We start from the raw sequence: 22,478 nt of genomic DNA on the forward strand, positions 1-22,478 counted from the left end.
TCAACCACGAGCAAGCACCTTGGCCAGCGCCTCAAGCAAACGGATATTTTCCGCGGGCAAACCAATAGTGATACGCAAATGGTTCGGCATTCCGTAGTTAGCAACCGGACGCACGATTACGCCCTCTCGCAGCAGCCCCTGATAAACGGGAGCCGCCTCCCGACCGAGGTCCAGAGCAATGAAGTTGCCTTTGGATGGTATCCAGCTCAGGCCAAGTTCGCGAAAACCGTCCTGCAACTGCTGCATCCCGGCCTCATTAAGACGCCGGCTCTGGTTCAGGTAATCGGTATCTTTAAGAGCCGCACAAGCGGCCGCCAAGGCCAGGCTGTTAACGTTGAATGGCTGACGTACGCGATTCAGCACATCTGCAACGATTGCCGTCGACAGGCCATAGCCCACCCGCAAAGCGGCCAGGCCGTAAGCCTTGGAGAACGTGCGCGAAACCAGCAAATTGGGATACGCCGACAAAAACTCAAGACCGTCTGGCAGATCACCACCTTGGGCGTACTCGATATAGGCTTCGTCCAGCACCACGAGCACGTGCTCGGGAACATCCTGCAAGAACTCGTTCAGCGCATCGACACCAAACCAGGTTCCGGTCGGGTTATTCGGGTTGGCAATGAAAACCACACGGGTATTGCTGTCGATAGCGTCAAGCATGGCAGGCAAGTCATGCCCCCAATCCTTGGCGGGCACTACTCGTGCCTGCGCACCTACCGCCTGGGTAACGATCGGATATACGGCAAACGCGTGCTCGCTGAACACGGCATTCAGGCCTGGCGCCAGATAAGCACGCGCAACCAGCTCAAGAACATCGTTTGAGCCGTTACCCAGCGTCACCTGATCAATCTGCACCGCACACTGTTCAGCCAACAGGCTTTTGAGGGCGAAGCCGTTGCCGTCCGGATAGCGCGTCAGCTCGGCCAGCTCAGCACGGATGGCTTCCAGAGCCTTGGGGCTCGCACCCAAAGGATTTTCATTGCTGGCCAGCTTCACAATTGTGGCTGGATCCAGATCCAGCTCACGGGCCAGCTCGTCCACAGGCTTGCCCGGGACATAAGGCGAAAGTTGTTGCACGCCCGGCTGTGCCAGGGCGAGGAAATCACCGCTCATGTTTTATCGCCTCAAAGAACCGCTTTCGGGTAAGAACCCAGCACTTTAAGCGCTACGGCTTCTTGACTGATCTGCTCCAGAACACTCTTGACCAGAGGGTCGCGGTGATGGCCAGCAAAGTCGATGAAAAACACATAAGTCCATTTACCGCTACGCGAAGGACGTGTCTCGATACGCGTCAGATCGATCCCGTTTTCATGAAACGGAACCAACAATTCATGCAGCGCACCAGGACGGTTGCTCATCGAAACGATGATTGAAGTCTTGTCATCCCCGGTAGGCGGGACTTCCTGGCTACCAATCATCAAGAACCGCGTGGAGTTATCCGGACGATCTTCGATTTTCTCAGCCAGTCGGGTCAAGCCGTAAAGGCCCGCAGCCATATCGCCGGCAATGGCAGCAGAATTCCACTCACCCTTGACCCGCTTGGCGGCTTCGGCATTGCTCGACACTGCAATACGCTCGACATTCGGGTAATGCGCATCCAGCCACTTGCGGCACTGGGCCAACGACTGCGCATGGGAATAGATACGGCTGATGCTGTCAGTCTTGGTGTTTTCGCCAACCAGCAGATGATGGTGGATGCGCAGCTCGACTTCGCCACAAATCACCATGTCATGCTCAAGGAAGCTATCGAGCGTGTGGTTGACTGCGCCTTCGGTGGAGTTTTCCACCGGCACCACACCAAAATTCACTGCACCCGCTGCAACTTCACGGAACACTTCATCAATAGCGGCCATTGGCTTGCTGATGACCGCATGGCCAAAGTGCTTCATGGCTGCTGCCTGGGTAAAAGTACCTTCCGGACCGAGATAAGCCACTTTCAGTGGCTGCTCCAGGGCCAGGCAAGAAGACATGATTTCGCGGAACAGTCGCGCCATCTCTTCGTTGCCCAATGGGCCTTTGTTGCGCTCCATGACACGCTTGAGCACCTGAGCCTCACGCTCAGGCCGGTAAAATACCGGCACTTCGCCTTCAGCCAACGAAGCCATTTTGACTCGCGCCACTTCCTGAGCGCAGCGCGCGCGCTCGCTGATCAGCTCCAGAACTTTTTCGTCCAGGCTGTCGATGCGCAGTCGCAGCGCCTTGAGTTCTTGTTCGGACATTAGCCGTGTTCCTTTTCGAACTCTGCCATGTAAGCCACCAATGCGTTAACTGCATTGATGTCCACAGCGTTATAGATCGAAGCACGCATGCCACCTACCGAGCGATGCCCTTTGAGGTTCAGCAGCCCGCGCGCTTCGGCACCCGCCAGGAAAGGTTTGTCGAGGCGGTCGTCAGCCAGGCGGAACGGTACGTTCATCCAGGAGCGGTCAGAGATATTGATCGGGTTGCTGTACAGGCCGCTGGCATCGATGAAATCGTACAAGGTACGTTTTTTCACTTCATTGAGCTTGCCGATAGCCTCGACACCACCCTGCTCTTTCAGCCACTCGAACACCAGGCCGGACAAGTACCAGGCCAGCGTCGGCGGCGTGTTGTACATCGAGCCGTTGTCAGCCGCGACCTTGTAATCAAGCATGGTCGGGCAGATCGAGCGCGCACGACCCAGCAGGTCCTCACGAACGATGTTGACCACAATTCCGCTCGGACCGATGTTTTTCTGGGCGCCTGCGTAGATCATGCCGAAACGGGAAACATCAACCGGACGCGACAGAATGTCCGAGGACATGTCTGCGACCAGAGGCACATCGCCAGTTTCCGGAATCCAGTCGAACTCCAGGCCGCCAATGGTTTCGTTTGGCGCGTAGTGAACGTAGGCCGCGTCTTTCGACAGGTTCCACTCGTTCTGGCCTGGAATCGCAAAGTAATCGTAAGGCTTGGCGCTGGCTGCCACATTGATGTGACCGAAGCGCGAACCTTCTTCAATGGCCTTTTGAGACCAGATACCGGTATCGATGTAATCCGCCTTGCCATTTTCAGGCAGCAGATTCAACGGGATCTGTGCAAATTGCTGGCTTGCGCCGCCTTGCAGAAACAGGACTTTGTAGTTCGAGGGAATAGACAGCAGGTCACGCAAATCCTGCTCAGCCTTGGTCGCAATGGATACGAACTCATCGCTGCGATGGCTCATCTCCATGACCGAGAGGCCCTTGCCATGCCAGTCGAGCAACTCGGACTGGGCACGCAACAGGACAGCTTCAGGTAGCGCAGCAGGACCTGCGCAGAAGTTATAGGCTCGTTTGCTCACTTCCACTCTCACTCTGATTTGGTGGTCACGCAATAAATCAACACTCGACACTGTGTTACTTGTAGAAGCGGGCTTGCTCGCGATACGGGCAGTAATGTCTATCTGACATACCGCGCTGATGCCATCGCGAGCAAGCCCGCTCCCACAGTGTCGCAAACTTTCATGCCGGACATACAACAAGGGGGCGAATTCTCATCCGCCCCCTGTGTGTCCGCTTATTCTTGCGGTTCTTCGTCAGCGCCAGCCTCTAGCGGCTGCTCGTCGTCAACGCCATCATGGATGGCCTCACCGTCGAACTCTGCACCGCCTTCACCCTCACCTTCAAGCTCTTCACCTTCAACTTCCGAAGGCTCCTGAACCCGCTCAAGCCCTACCAGCGTTTCGTCGCTGGCCAGCTTGATCAAGGTGACGCCCTGGGTGTTACGACCCAGGCTCGATACTTCATCAACCCGCGTGCGCACCAGGGTGCCCTGGTCCGAAATCAACATGATTTCTTCACCGTCCTGCACCTGAACCGCACCGACCAGACGGCCATTACGCTCGTTGCTGACCATGGCAATAACGCCCTGACCGCCACGCTTGTACTCAGGGAACTCGCTGATTGCCGTGCGCTTGCCATAACCACGCGCCGAAGCGGTGAGGATCTGACTGCCTTCTTCAGGGATCAGCATCGAAATCAGCTTCTGACCTTCTGGCAGACGCATGCCGCGTACGCCGCGGGCTGTACGACCCATTGCACGGACATCGGACTCTTTAAAGCGAGTGACCTTGCCACCATCGGAGAACAGCATGACTTCGCGCTCGCCATCGGTGATCGCGGCGCTGATCAGCACGTCGCCTTCGTCCAGCTCCAGCGCGATCAAGCCGACGCTGCGCTGACGGCTGAAGGATTCCAGCGGGGTCTTCTTCACGGTACCGTTAGCGGTTGCCATAAAGATGAAGTGACCTTCGGTGTAGTCCTCGACCGGCAACATGGTGGTGATGTATTCACCCTCACCCAGCGGCAGCAGGTTGACCAGCGGACGACCACGGGCAGCGCGGGATGCTTCGGGAATCTCATAAGTCTTGAGCCAGTACACCTTGCCTTTGCTGGAGAACAGCAGCAGCGTGGTGTGACTGTTGGCAACCAGCAGGTGAGCGATGTAGTCCTCATCCTTAACGCCAGTAGCCGATTTACCTTTACCGCCACGACGCTGGGCCTGGTACGCAGCCAACGGCTGAGTCTTGGCATAGCCACCATGGGAAATGGTTACAACACGTTCTTCTTCCGGAATCATGTCGCCCAGTGTCAGGTCAAGACGGTGATCCAGAATTTCAGTACGGCGCACGTCACCGTATTCAGCACGAATGACTTCCAGTTCCTCACGGATCACTTCCATCAAGCGCTCGGCGCTGTTCAGGATGCGGATCAGCTCACCAATCTGGTTGAGGATCTCCTGGTACTCGGCCAGCAGCTTCTCGTGCTCAAGGCCGGTCAGACGGTGCAAGCGCAACTCAAGAATGGCCTGAGCCTGCTCTGGCGACAGGAAATACTTGCCTTCGCGCAGACCGTATTGCGGGTCGAGGTTGTCGGGACGGCACGAATCGGCACCGGCACGTTCAACCATCGCCACCACCGCACTCGACTCCCAAGGCGTGCTGATGAGCGCTTCCTTGGCTTCAGACGGGGTTGGCGAAGCCTTGATCAACGCGATGACCGGGTCGATGTTGGACAGGGCAACCGCCTGGCCTTCAAGGATGTGACCACGTTCACGGGCTTTGCGCAGTTCGAAAACAGTACGGCGGGTAACCACTTCACGACGGTGACGGACGAAGGCTTCCAGCAGATCCTTGAGGTTAAGGATGCGTGGACGGCCGTCGATCAGCGCAACGATGTTGATACCGAAAACACTTTGCAGCTGGGTCTGGGCGTAAAGGTTATTCAGGATAACCTCCGGCACTTCACCGCGGCGCAGCTCGATCACGACGCGCATACCGTCTTTATCTGACTCGTCGCGCAGCTCGGTGATGCCTTCGAGCTTCTTCTCTTTAACCAGCTCGGCGATCTTCTCGATCAAACGCGCCTTGTTCAACTGGTAAGGAAGCTCAGTGATCACGATCTGCTGGCGACCACCGACCTTGTCGATGTCTTCGATCATCGAGCGGGCGCGCATGTAAATGCGACCACGACCGGTGCGGTAGGCTTCGATGATGCCGGCGCGACCGTTGATGATCGCAGCTGTCGGGAAGTCCGGGCCAGGGATGAACTGCATCAGTTCATCGATGCTCAGCTCCGGGTTATCGATCAGCGCCAGGCAACCGTCGATGACTTCGCCCAGGTTGTGCGGCGGGATATTGGTGGCCATGCCCACAGCGATACCGCTGGAACCGTTGACCAACAAGTTGGGAATTCGTGTCGGCATGACAGCCGGGATCATTTCCGTGCCGTCGTAGTTCGGCACCCAATCCACGGTCTCTTTGTGCAAGTCGGCCAGCAGCTCGTGGGCCAACTTGGTCATGCGCACTTCGGTGTATCGCATCGCAGCGGCATTATCGCCGTCGACCGAACCGAAGTTGCCCTGACCGTCTACCAGCAGGTAGCGCAGGGAGAATGGCTGAGCCATTCGAACGATGGTGTCGTAAACGGCGGTATCACCATGCGGGTGATACTTACCGATCACGTCACCGACCACACGGGCAGATTTCTTGTACGGCTTGTTCCAGTCGTTGTTCAGTTCGCTCATCGCAAACAGCACACGCCGGTGCACGGGCTTCAAGCCATCGCGTGCATCAGGCAGTGCCCGCCCGACAATTACGCTCATCGCGTAGTCGAGGTAGGACTGTTTCAGCTCGTCTTCGATATTGACCGGGAGGATTTCTTTGGCCAGTTCGCCCATGAGAAGCCTGATTCCTTTTTCGGGTGAAACTTCGCCACATCCATTCGGGACGAACGAAGCTCGCCGCCGCTGGCCACGTGCCATGCAACGACTTACGACAAATCAACAAGTTATGTCACGGATTTGCGCAGTAAGGGCAACCCTTGCGGGCGACCCTGGAAACCGCCGAATGTTATCACAATCGCCGCCACGCACCTATCCCTCAGATGCGCATGGAGCGTAGTAATTGCGACGCTTGTCGGCGTGAAGGGGCTCAGAGGGACTCTGAAGGCGATTTGAAGGCCGTAGTCGCTGCCGAAGGCTGCGAAGGGTTGCGTAGCAACCCGTTAATTTGGAGCCCCCGCGATTCTCTTTGTAACAACCCTCGCAGCCGCCCTCACCGCCTTCGGCAGCGACGACAGAGTTGCGCTTCAGTGCAATCGCTTGCGGCACATCAACTGGGCCAACTTGGCGGCATCCGGACGCTCAACCACGCCCTTCTCGGTCACGAGCACATCAATCAGGTCGGCAGGCGTCACGTCAAAGACCGGATTGAACGCCTGCACATCGGCACCGACCCGATGGCCACCCACCTCCAGCACCTCGCTACCGTCACGCTCCTCAATAGGAATGTCATCACCCGTGGCCAGGTCCATGTCGATCGTCGAGCTGGGGGCCACGACCATAAAGCGCACACCATGGTGCATGGCATTGACCGCCAGTTGGTAAGTGCCGATCTTGTTCGCCACATCACCATTGGCCGCGATCCGGTCAGCCCCAACGATCACCCAGGTCAAACCCTTGGTTTTCATGATGTGTGCCGCGGCGGCATCCACATTGAGCACCACCGGGATGCCTTCATTGGCCAGTTCCCACGCCGTGAGGCGCGAGCCCTGCAGCCAGGGCCGGGTCTCATCGACGTACACCTGCTCGATCATGCCCTCCAGCCAGGCAGCCCGGATCACCCCCAGCGCCGTACCAAAGCCGCCCGTGGCCAACGCACCGGTATTGCAGTGGGTTAGTACAGCCTGCGCATTGCCCTGGTGGCGGCGGATCACATCGACCCCCAACTGCGCCATCGTCAGGTTGGCTTCACGGTCACTTTCATGAATGGCGACGGCTTCGGCTTCAAGTACCTGCAAGACATCTGGACGGGTTTTGGCGCGGGCCAATCTGTCACGCATGCGATTCAATGCCCAAAACAGATTCCCCGCCGTAGGACGCGAGCCTGCCAGCAAGGTGAAATCTTCCTCCAGCGCAGCCAACCAGTCACCACCCTCGGCCTTGCGCGCCCGGGCAGCCAGCACTACACCATAGGCCGCCGCAATGCCAATCACCGGGGCACCACGCACGACCATATCGCGAATGGCTTGAGCAACACCCTCGACACAGGTGTAGGCCAGCCAGTTCTCTTCACGTGGCAAGCTGCGTTGATCCAGCAGATACAGGGCGTCGTCCCGCCAATCGATGGCCTTAACCTTTTCCGCAGCCAACAGTCGATCGCGCATGCCTTTCCCCATCACCCGGTAACAAAGCCGCCGATTATAGCGAGCCCACCCATAAGACGCTCGGGTATACTTCGCCTCCTTTTACACGCACTGGAAACTGTTTTCGATGCCGACTCCGACCCTGCCCCTGGACTTATTGCTGCTACCCACCTGGCTGGTGCCTGTAGAACCGGCCGGTGTCGTACTCAAGGAGCACGGCGTAGGCATTCGGGACGGGCGCATTGTTTTCATAGGTCCGCGCCAGCATGCCCTTAAGCTCACGGCCATCGAAACCCGCGAGCTGCCTGACATGCTGCTCAGCCCCGGGCTGATCAATGCCCACGGCCACGCCGCGATGACACTGTTCCGCGGCATGGCGGATGACCTGCCACTGATGACCTGGCTGGAACAGCATATCTGGCCCGCAGAGGCCAAATGGGTTGATGAAGACTTCGTACGCGACGGCACCAACCTTGCGATCGCCGAGCAACTCAAAGGCGGTATCACCTGTTTCAGCGACATGTACTTTTTCCCGAAAGTTGCCAGTGAGTGCGTACACAAGAGCGGGATTCGCGCGCAAATCGCCATTCCGATTCTCGACTTCCCGATCCCCGGCGCCAGCAACACAGACGAGGCCCTGCGCCAGGCCGTCGAGCTGTTCGCCGACCTGAAGTTCCACCCGCGGATCAAAATTGCTTTTGGCCCCCACGCGCCCTACACCGTCGGCGACGAAAACCTGGAAAAAATCCGGGTCATCGCCGATGAACTGGACGCAGCGATTCACATGCACGTACACGAAACCGCCTTTGAAGTGCATCAGGCCGTCGAGCAGCATGCCGAGCGCCCCGTCGCCCGCCTCGCACGCCTGGGCTTGCTGGGCCCGCGCTTCCAGGCCGTACACATGACCCAGATCAGCGATGACGACCTGGCAATGCTGGTAGAAAGCAACTCCAGCGTGATTCATTGCCCGGAGTCCAACCTGAAACTGGCCAGCGGCTTCTGCCCGGTGGAGCGCTTGTGGCAAGCAGGTGTCAATGTGGCGATCGGCACCGACGGTGCCGCCAGCAACAATGACCTCGACCTGCTCGGCGAAACCCGCACTGCAGCCCTGCTGGCCAAAGCCGTCGCAGGGTCGGCCACCGCACTGGACGCGCACCGCGCACTGCGCATGGCGACCCTCAACGGCGCACGCGCCCTGGGCATTGAAAACGACACCGGTTCCATAGAAGTCGGAAAAGCCGCTGACATGGTTGCATTTGACCTCAGCGGACTGGCCCAACAACCGGTCTACGACCCCGTTTCACAGCTGATCTACGCCACAGGCCGAGAGTGTGTAAAACATCTGTGGGTTGCAGGCAAACACCTACTGGACGACCGGCGCCTGACCCGACTGGACGAGCAACAGCTCAGCGCAACAGCCAGGTCCTGGGGTGAGCGCATTAGCGGCCATACTCATTGATTCAGTATCTTCGGGCCTGCGCCCGGAGCTTTACCAGATTATTAGGCTTTAGAGGATTTACCCATGAGCAACGTTGACCACGCCGAGATCGCTAAATTCGAAGCGCTAGCCCATCGCTGGTGGGACCGTGAAAGCGAGTTCAAGCCGCTGCACGACATCAACCCGCTGCGCGTCAACTGGATTGACGAGCGCGTGCAACTGGCCGGCAAAAAAGTCCTCGACGTCGGTTGCGGCGGCGGCATTCTCAGCGAATCCATGGCTCAGCGCGGTGCTACCGTGATGGGTATCGACATGGGCGAGGCCCCACTGGCTGTTGCGCAACTGCATCAGCTTGAGTCCGGCGTGAGTGTTGAATACCGCCAGATCACCGCCGAAGACCTGGCCATCGAACTGCCCGAGCAGTTCGATGTGGTCACTTGCCTTGAAATGCTGGAGCACGTACCTGATCCGGCCTCCGTGATTCGCGCCTGCTACCGCATGGTCAAACCCGGCGGCCAGGTGTTTTTCTCGACCATCAACCGCAATCCGAAGTCCTATCTGTTCGCGATCATCGGCGCTGAATACATCATGAAGCTGATCCCCCGCGGGACCCACGACTTCAAGAAGTTCATCCGCCCCTCCGAACTGGGTGCCTGGAGCCGCCAGGCCGGACTGAGCGTCAAGGACATCATCGGCCTGACCTACAACCCGCTGACCAAACACTACAAGCTGGCGGCCGACGTTGACGTCAACTACATGATCCAGACCCTTCGCGAGGAGTAACACATGCGTTTAAGAGCAGTTCTTTTTGACATGGACGGCACCCTGCTCGACACCGCGCCGGACTTTATCGCGATCTGTCAGGCCATGCGGGCTGATCGCGATCTGCCCCCTATCGCAGACAAGCTGATACGCGACGAAATTTCCGGGGGCGCGCGCGCCATGGTGGCGGCCACCTTCGGCATGGACCCGCAGGCGCCAGGCTTCGAAGACTTGCGCCAGGAGTTCCTTGAGCGCTACCAGCGCGATTGCGCGGTGCATACCAAGCTGTTTGATGGCATGGAAGAGTTGCTGGCCGATATCGAAAAAGCGCACCTGGTGTGGGGCGTCGTCACCAACAAGCCCGTACGTTTTGCGCAGCCGATCATGGAGCGACTGGGCCTGGCACAACGGTCGGCCCTGCTGATCTGCCCGGATCATGTCACCAACAGCAAGCCCGATCCCGAGCCGCTTATCCTGGCCTGCAAAATGCTCGACCTCGACCCGGCCAGCGTGCTGTTTGTGGGTGACGACCTGCGCGACATCGAGTCCGGACGGGACGCCGGAACCAAAACTGCCGCCGTGCGCTTTGGGTATATCCACCCTGACGACAATCCCGACCACTGGGGTGCCGACGTGGTGGTCGACCACCCGGGCGAGTTGCGCAAAGTGCTGGATAACGCGATGTGCAGCTGCTGACAAGCGCCAGCTGACGATCCTAGATTTTTGTTGAGGTTTGATATGTTTGATTATTCCGCCCGCCCCAACCTGCTTCAGGACCGGGTCATTCTAGTCACCGGCGCTGGACGTGGCATCGGTGCTGCGGCTGCAAAGACCTATGCCGCTCACGGCGCAACCGTCCTGCTGCTGGGCAAGACCGAGGCCAACCTGAGCCAGGTTTACGACGAAATCGAAGCCGCGGGTCATCCTGTACCGGTCGTCATCCCGTTCAATCTCGAAACCGCCCAGCCCCATCAATACGATGAGCTGGCCGCCATGATCGAAAACGAGTTCGGCCATCTTGACGGGCTGCTGCACAACGCTTCGATCATTGGCCCGCGCACACCGCTGGAGCAGTTGTCCGGAGAGAACTTCATGCGCGTGATGCACATCAACGTCAACGCAATGTTCATGCTCACCAGCACCCTGCTGCCACTGCTCAAGCTTTCCCAGGACGCCTCGGTGATCTTCACCTCCAGCAGCGTGGGCCGCAAAGGCCGTGCTTACTGGGGTGCTTATGGTGTATCGAAGTTCGCTACCGAAGGCTTGATGCAAACCCTGGCCGACGAAGTCGAGAGCGTCGCCCCGGTGCGCTCCAACAGCATCAACCCTGGCGCGACCCGCACCAGCATGCGCGCGCTGGCATATCCAGGCGAAAACCCTGAAAACAATCCTGAACCGCACGCGATCATGCCGGTTTATCTCTACCTGATGGGCCCGGACAGTACCGGAATCAACGGTCAGGCTTTCGACGCGCAGTAACAACGCCTCAAACAAAAACCGCAGCCTGCATGTGAATGCAGCCTGCGGTTTTTTTACCCGTGAAATCTGGCACTGGGCATTCAGCTCTCAACCAACTCACGACGTCCACGCACAGCAACCGCATTGTCGAGCTGCAAGCAACTTTGCAAAAACAGGTACATGTAGTCGTAACTCTTGCAAATCGCCTTGCGCAGATCGTCAATCAACTCCTGGCCAGGGTTCATGCCTGCCAGCGTACATATGATTTCAAGCGCTTCCCAAGGATGCTCATCATCATACTGGGCATGCATCTTCAGCCATTTCATCGCGCGTTTACGCCCCTCGAGCGGGAACGACTCTTCGTAGATATTCTTTGAGCACACGGCGGCCGCCCACTCACCCACCGCACCTTCAATGGCGTAATTGGTTGCTGCCATGGCCACGGCCAGTGAATCCGTTGCACAGGTATGCCAGCACCAATCGTTGAGGGCCTGGAATTCAGCGGGAAGGTCCTGCGCGTTCAGCTCTTCAAGGCTCACGCCATGCGCCCGAGCCCAGTACACCCAATAATCGGCATGGTTGAGCTCGACCCGAATATTACGGATCAGCCAGCGACGCGCCATGTCCTCACCGGGATGACGCCCATAACGGGTTTTCCCAAGGTTACGTCCCATGTACAACGAAAACTGCTCGACGACCGGCCAGCCGCCAATCAGGTACGTTCGCATGGCCCGGGGACTCAGGGTGTTATCACGCATGCGCTTGTATATTTCGTGCCCGACAGCCCGGCGCTTGCTCTCGCTGCAGTCGCGAATCAACTGCTGCGCCCACTGCGGATAACTGGCCTCTTCCATGAGAGGCCCTGTCCGGTTAAATACAGTAATCACAATCCAAATCCTTTTTGAGAAGAGACTTCAGAAACTGTACAACACCTCAACGTAAAGTTCCCGGCAACTTCAATGTCAAAGATCTGGATCGCACAGGGCGCTTTAATAAACTGTCAAAGGTAAACAACTGCGGACGCTGAACTATATAGCCCTGCGCATAATCAACTCCGATTTCGATCAGCGCCTGTTCGATTTGCGTGCTTTCAACAAACTCTGCAATCGTGCGTTTACCCATGACATGGCCAATATGATTAATAACTTCAACCATGGCCCGGTTGATTGGATCATCCAGCATGTCCTTGACGAAACTGCCATCAATTTTCAAAAAGTCGACCGGCAAATGTTTCAAGTATGCAAATGACGACATACCGGCACAAAAGTCGTCCAACGAAAAATGACAACCCAACGCCTTGAGATCATTAATAAATCGGATGGCACTGCCCAAGTTTGCAATGGCGCTGGTTTCGGTTATTTCAAAGCAGATCAGTTTGGGCGACACGCCGTAAAAATCAAATTGCTCATGCAGGAACTCCAGGAAATCGTCATCCCCAATGGTCGAACCTGACAAGTTGATGGCACACATTGCCATCGGCTGTCCGTTCGCCTGGGCTGAACATTCGGAAATGACCCTGAATACATTTTCGACTACCCAGCGGTCGATCAGACTCATCAACCCATAACGTTCGGCGGCGGGAATAAAACTGTCAGGAAAAATCATTCGCCCGCTTTCATCCTGCAACCGCAGCAGAATCTCGATGTGCCCGCCGCCTTCCTGCACCTCCCCCAAGGGCGTGATTTCTTGTGCATAGAGGCTGAAATGGTTTTCCTCCAGGGCCACATGCAAACGCTGCACCCATGCCATTTCACCAAAACGCAACGAAAGCTCGGTGTCATCCACGTGATAGACCTGCACCCGGTTGCGGCCCTTCTCCTTGGCCATATAACAGGCCATGTCCGCAGCGCGCATCAACCCTTCCAGGGTCGCGGGGGGTTGATGGATGTGTACCAGGCCAATGCTGATGGTGCTCATGAACGGTCGCCCCTTCCAGGCAAAATGCAGGTTTTGCACCGACTGGCGCAAACCTCCCGCTATTTTTTCTGCCATATCGACCGGGCAGTTTTCCAGCAGGATGCCGAACTCATCCCCTCCCAATCTCGCCAGGGTGTCGCCTTCGCGCAACCCGGCTCGCAGCAACACACATATATGTCGTAACAGCTCATCACCTGCCGCGTGGCCGCAGGTGTCATTGACCAGCTTGAACTGGTCAAGATCGAGAAACATCAGTGCATGCCGGCCTTGTTGTCGGCCCAGATTCTTCAGCACCAACTCCAGGCGGTATTCAAACTCACGGCGGTTGGCCAAACCGGTTAGCCCGTCGTGGGTGGCTTGCCAGGACAGGTTGGCGATGTATTGACGCTCCTGGGTCATGTCATGCAGCACCAGCACCGCACCGCTCACCTCCCCCCCGTGAAGGATAGGTGCCCCCACCAGCGTAACCGCGACGGTACTGCCATCCATTCGCTGAATCTGCCTGGAATGCTCGCGGCTGTTACCCAACTGGCCGCTGAGAATACGATCAATCAGTTTGAAGCCGTCGTCCTGATCATTGTCGTCGAGCAACTTGAACAGCGCCGCGAGGGTGACGCCCTGTGCCTGCTCGGACTTCCATTGGGTCAGTTGCTCGGCCGCCGGATTCAGGTAGGCAATGGCACCATTCACGTCGGTCGTTATGACGCCGTCGCCAATGGACTGAAGCGTGATTTGTGCCCGTTCTTTTTCCAGCTGCAGCGCTTCTGCAAATGCCCGACTCTGAGCAAGTACTTTATGAGTCCGCTTGAGCACCAGAAGGATCAGCCCCAGGGCTGTGGCTAAATTGATGGCGACCAGCAACTGCCAGATAAAACGCGACCCCTCACCCAGAGCATCGCTAAAAGCCTTGGCCGCCGGTGCAATACCTTCATTGATGGCAAAGATATTGTCTTCCCAGCGCTTGACGTCCACTTCACTGACCGGGCCGCCAAGCAATGCCTGGTGCATGTCTTGAGCCAGCTCATCGAGCTGAATGAGGTAAGCATCTCCCAGGGTCCACTTCTCAATGGCCGTTTTCATATAACTGACGTTACGGAAGTAGCGGTAGAACCAAATGATGCTGGAAGCATCTTGCTCACTGTTACCGCCTTGCAAAATACCTTCGCGGGCAGCGACTACATCAGGGGGAGATTGATCCATCGCAAGCCGCAATTTGTGGCCGCCCTGAGGGACACTTATAGCCTGCTGATATTTGCTGAAGTAAAGCGGATCTTGAGTATCGGAATACAAGTGGAGGAAGTAGATGGCATCTTTCTGGCCCTTGGACCACAAACTTTCGCCCCCTACATAACTGCGCACTGCAGAGAGCATATACAGACTCACGCACCCCAATAGCGCCTGGAAAAGCACGACGGCAATAAAGGGCCAAACAATGCCCAGCAAGCGTGGTGTCCCATGGGGGCGTTTTGATTTCATGAGTTTCCTTGCTTCATGGCGTCGGATGAAAACCAGAGAGAAAATCTCACTACAAATCAGCCTAGGCCAATTTTCAAAAACTTGAGCAGTGCGTATTGCCCGAAACCGACAAAAAATCCCGAACCCGGGCAGCCCCCCTGCCCTTTAAAGACAACCGCTTGTATCAAGTTTGTTGAAGATGCCCGTAGAGCTTGGCGTAAAGCCCTCCCTCTGCAATCAATTGCTGATGACCGCCTTCTTCAGCAATGCATCCACCATCAAACACCAGCACTCTGTCTGCCTGTTTTACCGCAGACAAACGATGGGCGATGATCAAAGTGGTACGCCCGCTCAAGAATTTTCCCAAAGCGTGATGCAAGTTGTATTCGGTGGCCGCATCCAGGGCGCTGGTCGCCTCATCCAGGATCACGACCTTGGGTTCGGCCAGCACCATCCGTGCAATGGCCAGACGCTGGCGCTGACCACCCGACAATCGCACGCCTGAACGCCCGACAATACTGTCCAGCCCTTGGGGGAGCGTGCGAATGGTGCCGTCGAGCTGGGCGATTTCCAGGGCATGCCAGCACGCCTCATCCGTTCGCTCACGGCCCATTGTGAGATTGGCGCGCACGGTATCGTTGAACAACGAGGGGTGTTGCAGCACCACCGCGACATGCTCGCGAATGGTCTGCAGACCGATTTCTGGCTGGCTCGCACCTGCAAAGTAGATGCTCCCCGACTGCGGCGTATACAGCCCGAGCAACAGTTGCACCAACGTGCTTTTCCCCCCGCCACTGGTGCCCACGATGGCCACCTTTTCGCCCGGAGCAATGGTCAGGTTCAGATGATCCAGTACCTTTTCATCGCCATAGCTGAAGCTCAGGTCGCGCACCTCGATACCCACGGTCTGGCGGCCCAGAAACGGATTAACACCTGCGGGGTATTGCGGCTCGTCGCTGCGTGCCAGTAACTGGTTGATTCGCGTCACGGCACCGTCGGCGGCGTAGAACGCATATTGCAAGTTAAGCAACTGCTCGACGGGCCCGATCATGAACCACAGGTAGCTGAACACGGCGAGCATCTGGCCAATGGACAAATCCGAAAACAGTACCGTGAGCATCGCAGCGGCGCGAAAAATATCGATACCAAACTGGAACAACAACCCGCTGGCACGATTTGAAGCATCGCTCTTCCATTGCGAAGCCACGGCAAAGTCCCGGACTTCCCGCGCACGCAACCCCAGACGACCGAGGAAAAAGCCCTGACGGTTACCCGCACGGACCTCTTGAATCGCGTCCAGTGTCTCGGTCAATGCTTGAGTGAAACGCGCCGTACTGTCGTTTTCGAGTTTTTTCAGATGCTTGACCCGCTTGCCCAGTTGCACCGTGGCGTAGATCACCAGCGGGTTGAACAGCAAGATCAGCAGAGCCAGTTGCCAGTGCATCCATAGCAAAATCGCCGAAGTTCCCACCAGCGTGAGCATGGCCACCAAAAACCGGCTCAAGGTTTCGCCGACAAACTTGTCGAGGGTTTCGAGATCGGTGACCAGATGGGTGGTCACCGTGCCACTGCCCAGGTTTTCATACTCAGCCAGGGATATTCGCTTCAAGCGCTCAATCAGGCGCAAGCGAATGCGAAACACGATGTCCTTGGCCAGCCGTGAAAACAGACGGGCCTGCAGGACGTTAAACAGCAATGCCCCACAGCGCAGCATCAAAGTAATGGCCAGCATGAGACCAATGTAACCCGCTGCACTTTGCCAGGCTGTCGGTAGCCAGTGGTTCATGACTTTCAGCGCTGCATCACCGTTGCCCAGCAACACTTCGTCCACCAGCAAGGGCAGTAGCAACGGGATGGGGACGCTGCACAGCGTAGCCAGCACGGCCACGCCGTTGGCAATCCACAGTGCTTTTTTATGGCGCAAGGCCAGGCGACGGATTTCAGCCCAGGTCAGGCGATCCGTCACAGGGGACGAGGGCGAGGACTGCACCGCAGAAGGGTCAAACACGCGTAGCGCGTTCAAGCCAACGGGCAAGCAGGTCAGACAATGGCTCAAGTGGCTGATAGCCATTGGTCAGCAAGGCCAGTTGACCGTTACGCTCGGCGAGCAACGTCGGAAAACCGGCAATTCCCAGGTCTTGTACCCAGGTAAAATCGGCGCCCGTGGCCGTATGCTGTTCGGCCGAGTCAAAGGCGGCAGCAAACTCGATACGCGGCACCCCTGCCGTTTCAGCGAGCTCAACCAGCACACTGGCCTGGGTGACATCGCGCCCTTGCACATAAAAGGCCTGCTGAATCAGCTTGACCAGCCGCCAGGCGCAATCGGGCGCAAGACTGCGTGCCGCCACCACAGCCCGGCAGGCAGGTTCGGTGTCATACACAAAACCGTCCGGCAAGGCACCGTCGAAATTGAAGGTTTGCCCGGTAGCGTCTGTGACCGCCTGCCAATGCTCAAGGATGTAGCGTCGCGTGGCGGGCTCAAGCGCCGAGCCACTGCCAGTGCGCAATCCACCCACCACCAGGTGCAACTCGACGCCTGCGGCCTGCGCCTGCTCAACCAGCGCTTCGGCGATGGGCGAAAAGCCCCAGCACCAAGAGCACATAGGGTCCATCACATAGAGCAGGCGCGCTGTCATATCAGGCCTCGGCAGCTTTACGGTAGTTGTGGCCAATCGGGTGCGGCTGGTTACGTTCCTTGGCCAGGTCGATCTGCTTTTGCCGATCAATTGCGCTGCGACGGGTTTTCTCGCTCAGCGTGTCCCAGCAATGGGGGCAACTGATGCCGGGCTGATAGTGCTCGGATTCACGATCGGCGATGCTGATCGGCGTGCGGCAGGCATGGCACTGGTCGTACTCGCCGGCACTCAGGTCATGGCGCACAGTGACGCGGTTATCGAATACAAAGCAGTCGCCCTGCCACTTGGTTTCTTCCTGCGGCACTTCTTCGAGGTACTTCAGGATTCCGCCTTTAAGGTGGTAAACCTCGTCAAAACCCTGGCTGAGCATGTAGCTCGACGCTTTTTCACAACGAATACCGCCGGTGCAGAACATCGCGACTTTCTTGTGCTTGGCCGGGTCGAAATTGGCTTTGATGTAGTCAGGAAATTCGCGAAAGCTGGTGGTCTTCGGGTCAATGGCACCTTCAAACGTACCGATCGAGACTTCGTAGTCGTTACGGGTGTCAATCAGCAACACCTCTGGATCGCTGATCAGCGCATTCCAGTTCTCGGGGTCGACATAGGTTCCGACTTTCTTGTTCGGGTCTACGCCTTCAACGCCAAGGGTAACGATCTCTTTCTTGAGCTTGACCTTGGTCCGATAGAACGGCTGGTCATCGCAGTAGGATTCTTTGTGGTCGATATCGACCATGCGCGGATCGTTCTTGAGCCAGGCCATCAGCCCGTCAATGCCTTCACGAGTTCCGGAAACCGTGCCGTTGATGCCCTCTTCGGCAATCAGCAGGGTGCCCTTGATGCCGTTGGCGACCATGGCATTGAGCAGCGGTTCACGCAGTTCAACGTAATCTTCAAGGGTGACGAATTTGTACAGTGCAGCGACAACAATTGGCGCGGTCATCGTGTTTCTCTCCAGGTGGCTACCCTCGCAAAGGGTGAACCGGGCGCAAAAAAAACGCGCCGGCTAAGCGGCGCGCTGCGGATTCTAGCAAAAAGACGACTTAGTGCCCACCGCCAGCACAGGTCGGCGATGCCGGGGCCGTGCCGATTTTTGCCCATTCCTCAGGCGTGTACGTGTGCAGGGCCAGCGCATGGAACTCGCCCATCAGGTCACCCAGGGTGGCATAGACCTTCTGGTGACGCTTGACGCTGTTGAGCCCGGCGAACTGCTCGCTGACCACCACCGCCTTGAAGTGGGTCTGCAACCCGCGACTGTGCATGTGGCTTTCATCCAGCACACTCAGGTGCTCAGGTTGCAACGCGCTGAGCGTCGATTCGATACGTTGCTGCATGTCCATTCAGGCTCCGCTTACTTCTTCTTGGCCGGGGCCGCTGCTGGCTCCAGCTCGGCGGTCATGTCGGCCAACAGCTTGTTGACGACCGGCACTGCGCTTTCCAGTTTGGCCTGGGTCATTTGTGCCGATTGCTGGGTCAGCTGCGGCATTTTTTCCAGGACTTTCTTGCCCAGTGGAGACTGGTAGAACGCTACCAGGTCCTTGAGCTCGGACTCGGTGAAGTTGGTGGTGTACAGCTTGACCATGTCCGGCTTGAGTTTATTCCAGCCGATGGCCTGGTCCAGAGCGGTGTTGGCTTTGGCCTGGTAGGTTTCCAGCAGGGCTTTCTTGGAGGCTGGCGCTTTGGTTTGCTCGAAACGCTGAGCGAACATTTGCTGCACTTGCATATACACCGGGGTACCCAGCTTATCGGCATGTGCCAGTTTCAGGAACGTTTCAGCACTGGCAGCGTGGCTAGCTGCATCGGCGAAAACCTGGCCGCTGGCGCAAACCAGAGCAACCGCTGTACAGATGGCGCGAAGACGGGTCATCGAGTTTCCTTTTCTAGCAAGCGAGGTTGAACCCCAAGGGCGGCCATTCTGCGCCTAATAAAGTGTGTCACTCAACCCCGAGTCTGATAGACGTTCTCATCATCTGACCAAAAGCATTAAAAACATCAGATTGAACCCCCGGTGCAAACCAGCGCCTAAGCTGTCTGGTCAGACCTATAGGAGAAAGAGCCGATGAGCCGTATCGAAACCGACAGCCTGGGTGAAGTAAGTGTGGCCGATGAGGCTTATTGGGGCGCTCAGACTCAACGATCGCTGATCAATTTCGCCATCGGCAACGAAAAGATGCCCCTGGCCGTGTTGCACGCCCTGGTGCTGATCAAAAAAGCCGCTGCCCGGGTCAATAACCGCAACGGCGACCTGCCCGCCGACATCGCCCGCCTGATCGAACAGGCTGCCGATGAAGTACTCGACGGTGAGCACGACGACCAGTTCCCGCTGGTCGTCTGGCAAACCGGCAGCGGCACGCAAAGCAACATGAACGCCAACGAAGTGATCGCCGGACGCGCCAACGAGCTGGCCGGCAAAGGCCGGGGCGGCAAATCCCCCGTGCACCCCAATGACCACGTCAACCGTTCACAAAGCTCCAATGACTGCTTCCCGACCGCCATGCATATCGCCACCGCCAAAGCGGTACACGAGCATTTGCTGCCCGCGATCAGCGAGCTGTCAGGCGGACTGGCCGAGTTGTCGGCGCGGCACATGAAACTGGTTAAAACCGGCCGCACCCACATGATGGACGCCACACCCATTACCTTTGGCCAGGAACTTTCAGCCTATATCGCCCAACTCGATTACGCCGAGCAAGCCATACGCTCAGCCATTCTGGCGGTGTATGAACTGGCGCAAGGGGGCACGGCGGTAGGGACCGGACTCAACGCGCCACACGGCTTTGCCGAAGCGATTGCCGCTGAGATCGCCGCATTGTCCGGGTTGCCATTTATCACGGCGCCAAACAAGTTTGCTGCACTGGCAGGGCACGAACCCCTGACCACCCTCTCCGGCGCACTCAAAACCCTGGCTGTTACCCTGATGAAACTGGCCAATGACTTCCGCCTGCTGGGTTCTGGCCCGCGTGCCGGGTTGGCCGAGATCAAGCTGCCGGCCAATGAACCGGGCAGCTCGATCATGCCGGGCAAGGTCAACCCGACCCAGTGCGAAGCCCTGTCGATGCTGGCCTGCCAGGTGATGGGCAATGACGTGACCATCGGCTTTGCTGCAAGCCAGGGGCACCTGCAGCTGAACGTCTTCAAACCGGTGATCATTCACAACCTGCTGCAGTCGATTCAGTTGCTGGGGGACGGTTGCGTCAACTTCCAAAAACACTGCGTCACCGGCCTTGAAGCCGACGCCGAAAAAATGGCCGAGCATCTGGAGCGCGGCTTGATGCTGGTGACAGCGCTCAACCCGCACATTGGCTACGACAAGTCGGCCGAGATTGCCAAAAAAGCCTACGCCGAAGGACTGACCCTGCGCGAAGCGGCATTGGAGCTGGGCTATCTGACCGATGCCGAGTTCGATCAGTGGGTACGCCCGGAAAACATGCTGGGTGCTGGCAAGCACTGAAACGCCACCCTGTAGCCGCTGCCGAAGGCTGGGAGGGACTTGCAGGGGCATCAAGAAAACGGGGGGCTTCGCCCCCCCTACGCAGCCTTCGGCAGCGACTACTTCTTGCGCTTCTTGTCGCTCTTCTCGAATGCGGCTTCCAGCGCCTCGTTGATCGTGCGCAACACTTTGACCCGCGCCCAGCGCTTGTCATTGGCTTCAACCAGTGTCCAGGAGGAAATCTCGGTGCTGGTGCGGTCAACCATGTCGCACACTGCCTTGCGATACACATCCCACTTCTCGCGGTTGCGCCAGTCTTCCTCGGTGATTTTGAAGCGCTTGAACGGAATTTCTTCACGCTCATGAAAACGCTCAAGCTGGACATCTTTATCAATCGCCAGCCAGAACTTGACGACAATCACGCCCGCAGCACGCAACTGCTCCTCGAAGTCATTGATCTCACCATAGGCGCGCATCCAGTCAGCCGGGGTGCAAAAGCCTTCGACCCGCTCCACCAGTACCCGCCCATACCATGAGCGATCAAAGATGGTGAACTTGCCGCGCCCCGGAATCTGTCGCCAGAAGCGCCACAAGTAGGGCTGTGCGCGCTCATCTTCAGAAGGCGCAGCAATCGGCACGATATTGTACTGACGCGGGTCAAGTGCCGCCGCCACGCGCTTGATCGATCCGCCCTTGCCTGCCGCATCGTTGCCTTCAAACACCGATACCAGCGCATGGCGACGCATCCGCTTGTCGCGCATCAATCCTGACAGGCGCGCCTGCTCGGTGATCAGCTGCTCCTGGTAATCGTCTTTTTCCAGATGCTGGGTCATATCCAGGCAATCGAGCAGGCTCAAACCGTCCTGGGTTTCAGTCAACGGCGCGACATGGGTGGCGCGCACTTTTGTCTTGGGTTCATTCAGCGCGGCTTGCAGACCCTCAAGCAGAATCTTGCCCACTGTCAGGCTGCGGTAATACGGATCGACACCCTCAACGATGTTCCAGGGCGCGTAGTCACGGCTGGTTCGACGAATCACACGCTCGCCAAACCGTACGAAGCGATCGTAGGTTTCTGACTGTTGCCAATCCAGTGGACTGATACGCCAGCTATGCAACGGGTCATCCTTGAGTGCCTTGAGACGGGCTTTCATCTGTTTCTTGGACAAATGGAACCAGAACTTGAAAATCACCGCCCCTTCGTTACACAGCATTTTTTCCAGACGTTCCGCGCCATTGATGGCCTGATCGAGCACGGCATCCTTGAAACGACCATGAACCCGGCCTTGCAGCATCTGGCTGTACCAGTTACCGAAGAACACCCCCATGCGACCTTTGGCCGGTAACTGGCGCCAGTAGCGCCAGGCGGGCGGGTGCGCCAACTCTTCATCGGTTTGCTGATCAAAGGTTCGCACTTCAATCAGCCGCGGATCCATCCACTCACTCAACAGCTTGACCGTCTCGCCTTTGCCGGCGCCTTCAATACCATTGATCAACACGATGACAGCCGAGCGCTTCTGCTGGTGGAGATCGTATTGAGCTTCAAGCAACGCTTCGCGTAAGGCGGGAACTTCCCTGTCGTAGGTTTCTTTATCGATGGAGTGACCGATTTCAGCGGATTCGAACATAGAAAGCTCCCTGGCAAGATTTCACAAGCCTAGCGGATTGCGTCTAAACGTGTAGGAACAACACTCACAAAACTGTCATGGATCAGTCGCACCGCTGCTGATCCGCTAGAATGG

The 22,478-nt window shown here is 57.5% G+C and carries 18 protein-coding genes; 5 read left to right on the top strand and 13 right to left on the bottom strand.

Annotated features, from left to right (window positions below; all coding sequences use genetic code 11):
• The 5 genes from hisC to mtnA all read right to left on the bottom strand — a co-directional run bounded on the left by hisC (position 1) and on the right by mtnA (position 7,667).
• Positions 1–1,113 carry a histidinol-phosphate transaminase gene (gene hisC / locus AACY07_RS06980; RefSeq protein WP_326425921.1) on the bottom strand — a complete coding sequence of 371 codons (1,113 nt, stop codon included), beginning with the start codon at positions 1,111–1,113 and terminating at the stop codon, positions 1–3.
• Between the two features lie 11 nt (positions 1,114–1,124).
• On the bottom strand, positions 1,125–2,219 hold the full coding sequence (gene pheA / locus AACY07_RS06985; protein WP_016780245.1) for a prephenate dehydratase: 1,095 nt from the start codon (positions 2,217–2,219) through the stop codon (positions 1,125–1,127).
• A complete protein-coding gene (gene serC / locus AACY07_RS06990; RefSeq protein ID WP_219261545.1) occupies positions 2,219–3,304 on the bottom strand; it encodes a 3-phosphoserine/phosphohydroxythreonine transaminase in 1,086 nt (361 codons plus the stop codon). Before serC ends, pheA begins: the two co-directional genes overlap by 1 nt.
• 215 nt (positions 3,305–3,519) lie before the next feature.
• Positions 3,520–6,180 carry a DNA gyrase subunit A gene (gene gyrA / locus AACY07_RS06995; RefSeq protein ID WP_133077102.1) on the bottom strand — a complete coding sequence of 887 codons (2,661 nt, stop codon included), beginning with the start codon at positions 6,178–6,180 and terminating at the stop codon, positions 3,520–3,522.
• Between the two features lie 410 nt (positions 6,181–6,590).
• The gene (mtnA, locus tag AACY07_RS07000) at positions 6,591–7,667 is read right to left on the bottom strand and encodes an S-methyl-5-thioribose-1-phosphate isomerase (RefSeq protein ID WP_339474115.1); all 1,077 of its coding nucleotides are present in this window, start codon (positions 7,665–7,667) and stop codon (positions 6,591–6,593) included.
• A gap of 106 nt (positions 7,668–7,773) precedes the next feature.
• Here mtnA and AACY07_RS07005 point away from each other — a divergent pair, with 106 nt between their 5' ends.
• The 4 genes from AACY07_RS07005 to AACY07_RS07020 all read left to right on the top strand — a co-directional run bounded on the left by AACY07_RS07005 (position 7,774) and on the right by AACY07_RS07020 (position 11,325).
• A complete protein-coding gene (locus AACY07_RS07005) occupies positions 7,774–9,105 on the top strand; it encodes a TRZ/ATZ family hydrolase (protein ID WP_339474116.1) in 1,332 nt (443 codons plus the stop codon).
• Positions 9,106–9,168: 63 nt separating this feature from the next.
• Positions 9,169–9,867 carry a bifunctional 2-polyprenyl-6-hydroxyphenol methylase/3-demethylubiquinol 3-O-methyltransferase UbiG gene (gene ubiG, locus AACY07_RS07010; RefSeq protein WP_339474117.1) on the top strand — a complete coding sequence of 233 codons (699 nt, stop codon included), beginning with the start codon at positions 9,169–9,171 and terminating at the stop codon, positions 9,865–9,867.
• Between the two features lie 3 nt (positions 9,868–9,870).
• The gene (gene mupP / locus AACY07_RS07015; protein ID WP_339474119.1) at positions 9,871–10,542 is read left to right on the top strand and encodes an N-acetylmuramic acid 6-phosphate phosphatase MupP; all 672 of its coding nucleotides are present in this window, start codon (positions 9,871–9,873) and stop codon (positions 10,540–10,542) included.
• 42 nt (positions 10,543–10,584) lie between these two features.
• The gene (locus tag AACY07_RS07020) at positions 10,585–11,325 is read left to right on the top strand and encodes a YciK family oxidoreductase (protein WP_133077097.1); all 741 of its coding nucleotides are present in this window, start codon (positions 10,585–10,587) and stop codon (positions 11,323–11,325) included.
• Between the two features lie 80 nt (positions 11,326–11,405).
• Here the strand turns inward: AACY07_RS07020 and AACY07_RS07025 are convergent, their stop codons facing one another.
• From AACY07_RS07025 to AACY07_RS07055, 7 genes are all read right to left on the bottom strand, one after another.
• Positions 11,406–12,191, bottom strand: a complete 786-nt coding sequence (locus AACY07_RS07025; RefSeq protein ID WP_339474121.1) for a TenA family transcriptional regulator — start codon at positions 12,189–12,191, stop codon at positions 11,406–11,408.
• 46 nt (positions 12,192–12,237) lie between these two features.
• The gene (locus AACY07_RS07030) at positions 12,238–14,697 is read right to left on the bottom strand and encodes an EAL domain-containing protein (protein WP_339474122.1); all 2,460 of its coding nucleotides are present in this window, start codon (positions 14,695–14,697) and stop codon (positions 12,238–12,240) included.
• 163 nt (positions 14,698–14,860) lie between these two features.
• Positions 14,861–16,642, bottom strand: a complete 1,782-nt coding sequence (locus tag AACY07_RS07035) for an ABC transporter ATP-binding protein (protein WP_339474365.1) — start codon at positions 16,640–16,642, stop codon at positions 14,861–14,863.
• A gap of 34 nt (positions 16,643–16,676) precedes the next feature.
• The gene (locus AACY07_RS07040; protein ID WP_339474124.1) at positions 16,677–17,312 is read right to left on the bottom strand and encodes a DsbA family protein; all 636 of its coding nucleotides are present in this window, start codon (positions 17,310–17,312) and stop codon (positions 16,677–16,679) included.
• A 1-nt stretch (position 17,313) separates the two neighbouring features.
• A complete protein-coding gene (gene trhO / locus AACY07_RS07045; protein WP_133077093.1) occupies positions 17,314–18,252 on the bottom strand; it encodes an oxygen-dependent tRNA uridine(34) hydroxylase TrhO in 939 nt (312 codons plus the stop codon).
• A 100-nt stretch (positions 18,253–18,352) separates the two neighbouring features.
• Positions 18,353–18,649: a BolA family protein gene (locus tag AACY07_RS07050; protein ID WP_019826801.1), complete on the bottom strand. Its 297-nt coding sequence runs from the start codon at positions 18,647–18,649 to the stop codon at positions 18,353–18,355.
• Positions 18,650–18,660: 11 nt separating this feature from the next.
• Positions 18,661–19,176, bottom strand: coding sequence for a DUF2059 domain-containing protein (locus tag AACY07_RS07055; protein WP_095036428.1), 516 nt, complete (start codon positions 19,174–19,176; stop codon positions 18,661–18,663).
• A gap of 192 nt (positions 19,177–19,368) precedes the next feature.
• Here AACY07_RS07055 and AACY07_RS07060 point away from each other — a divergent pair, with 192 nt between their 5' ends.
• Positions 19,369–20,760: a class II fumarate hydratase gene (locus AACY07_RS07060; RefSeq protein ID WP_339474125.1), complete on the top strand. Its 1,392-nt coding sequence runs from the start codon at positions 19,369–19,371 to the stop codon at positions 20,758–20,760.
• 98 nt (positions 20,761–20,858) lie between these two features.
• Here AACY07_RS07060 and pap read toward each other — a convergent pair whose 3' ends face one another.
• On the bottom strand, positions 20,859–22,364 hold the full coding sequence (pap, locus tag AACY07_RS07065; RefSeq protein ID WP_339474127.1) for a polyphosphate:AMP phosphotransferase: 1,506 nt from the start codon (positions 22,362–22,364) through the stop codon (positions 20,859–20,861).
• Between the last annotated feature and the right edge of the window lie 114 nt (positions 22,365–22,478).

The sequence above is a fragment of the Pseudomonas sp. RL_5y_Pfl2_69 genome (assembly GCF_963970465.1).
Classification (GTDB): domain Bacteria; phylum Pseudomonadota; class Gammaproteobacteria; order Pseudomonadales; family Pseudomonadaceae; genus Aquipseudomonas.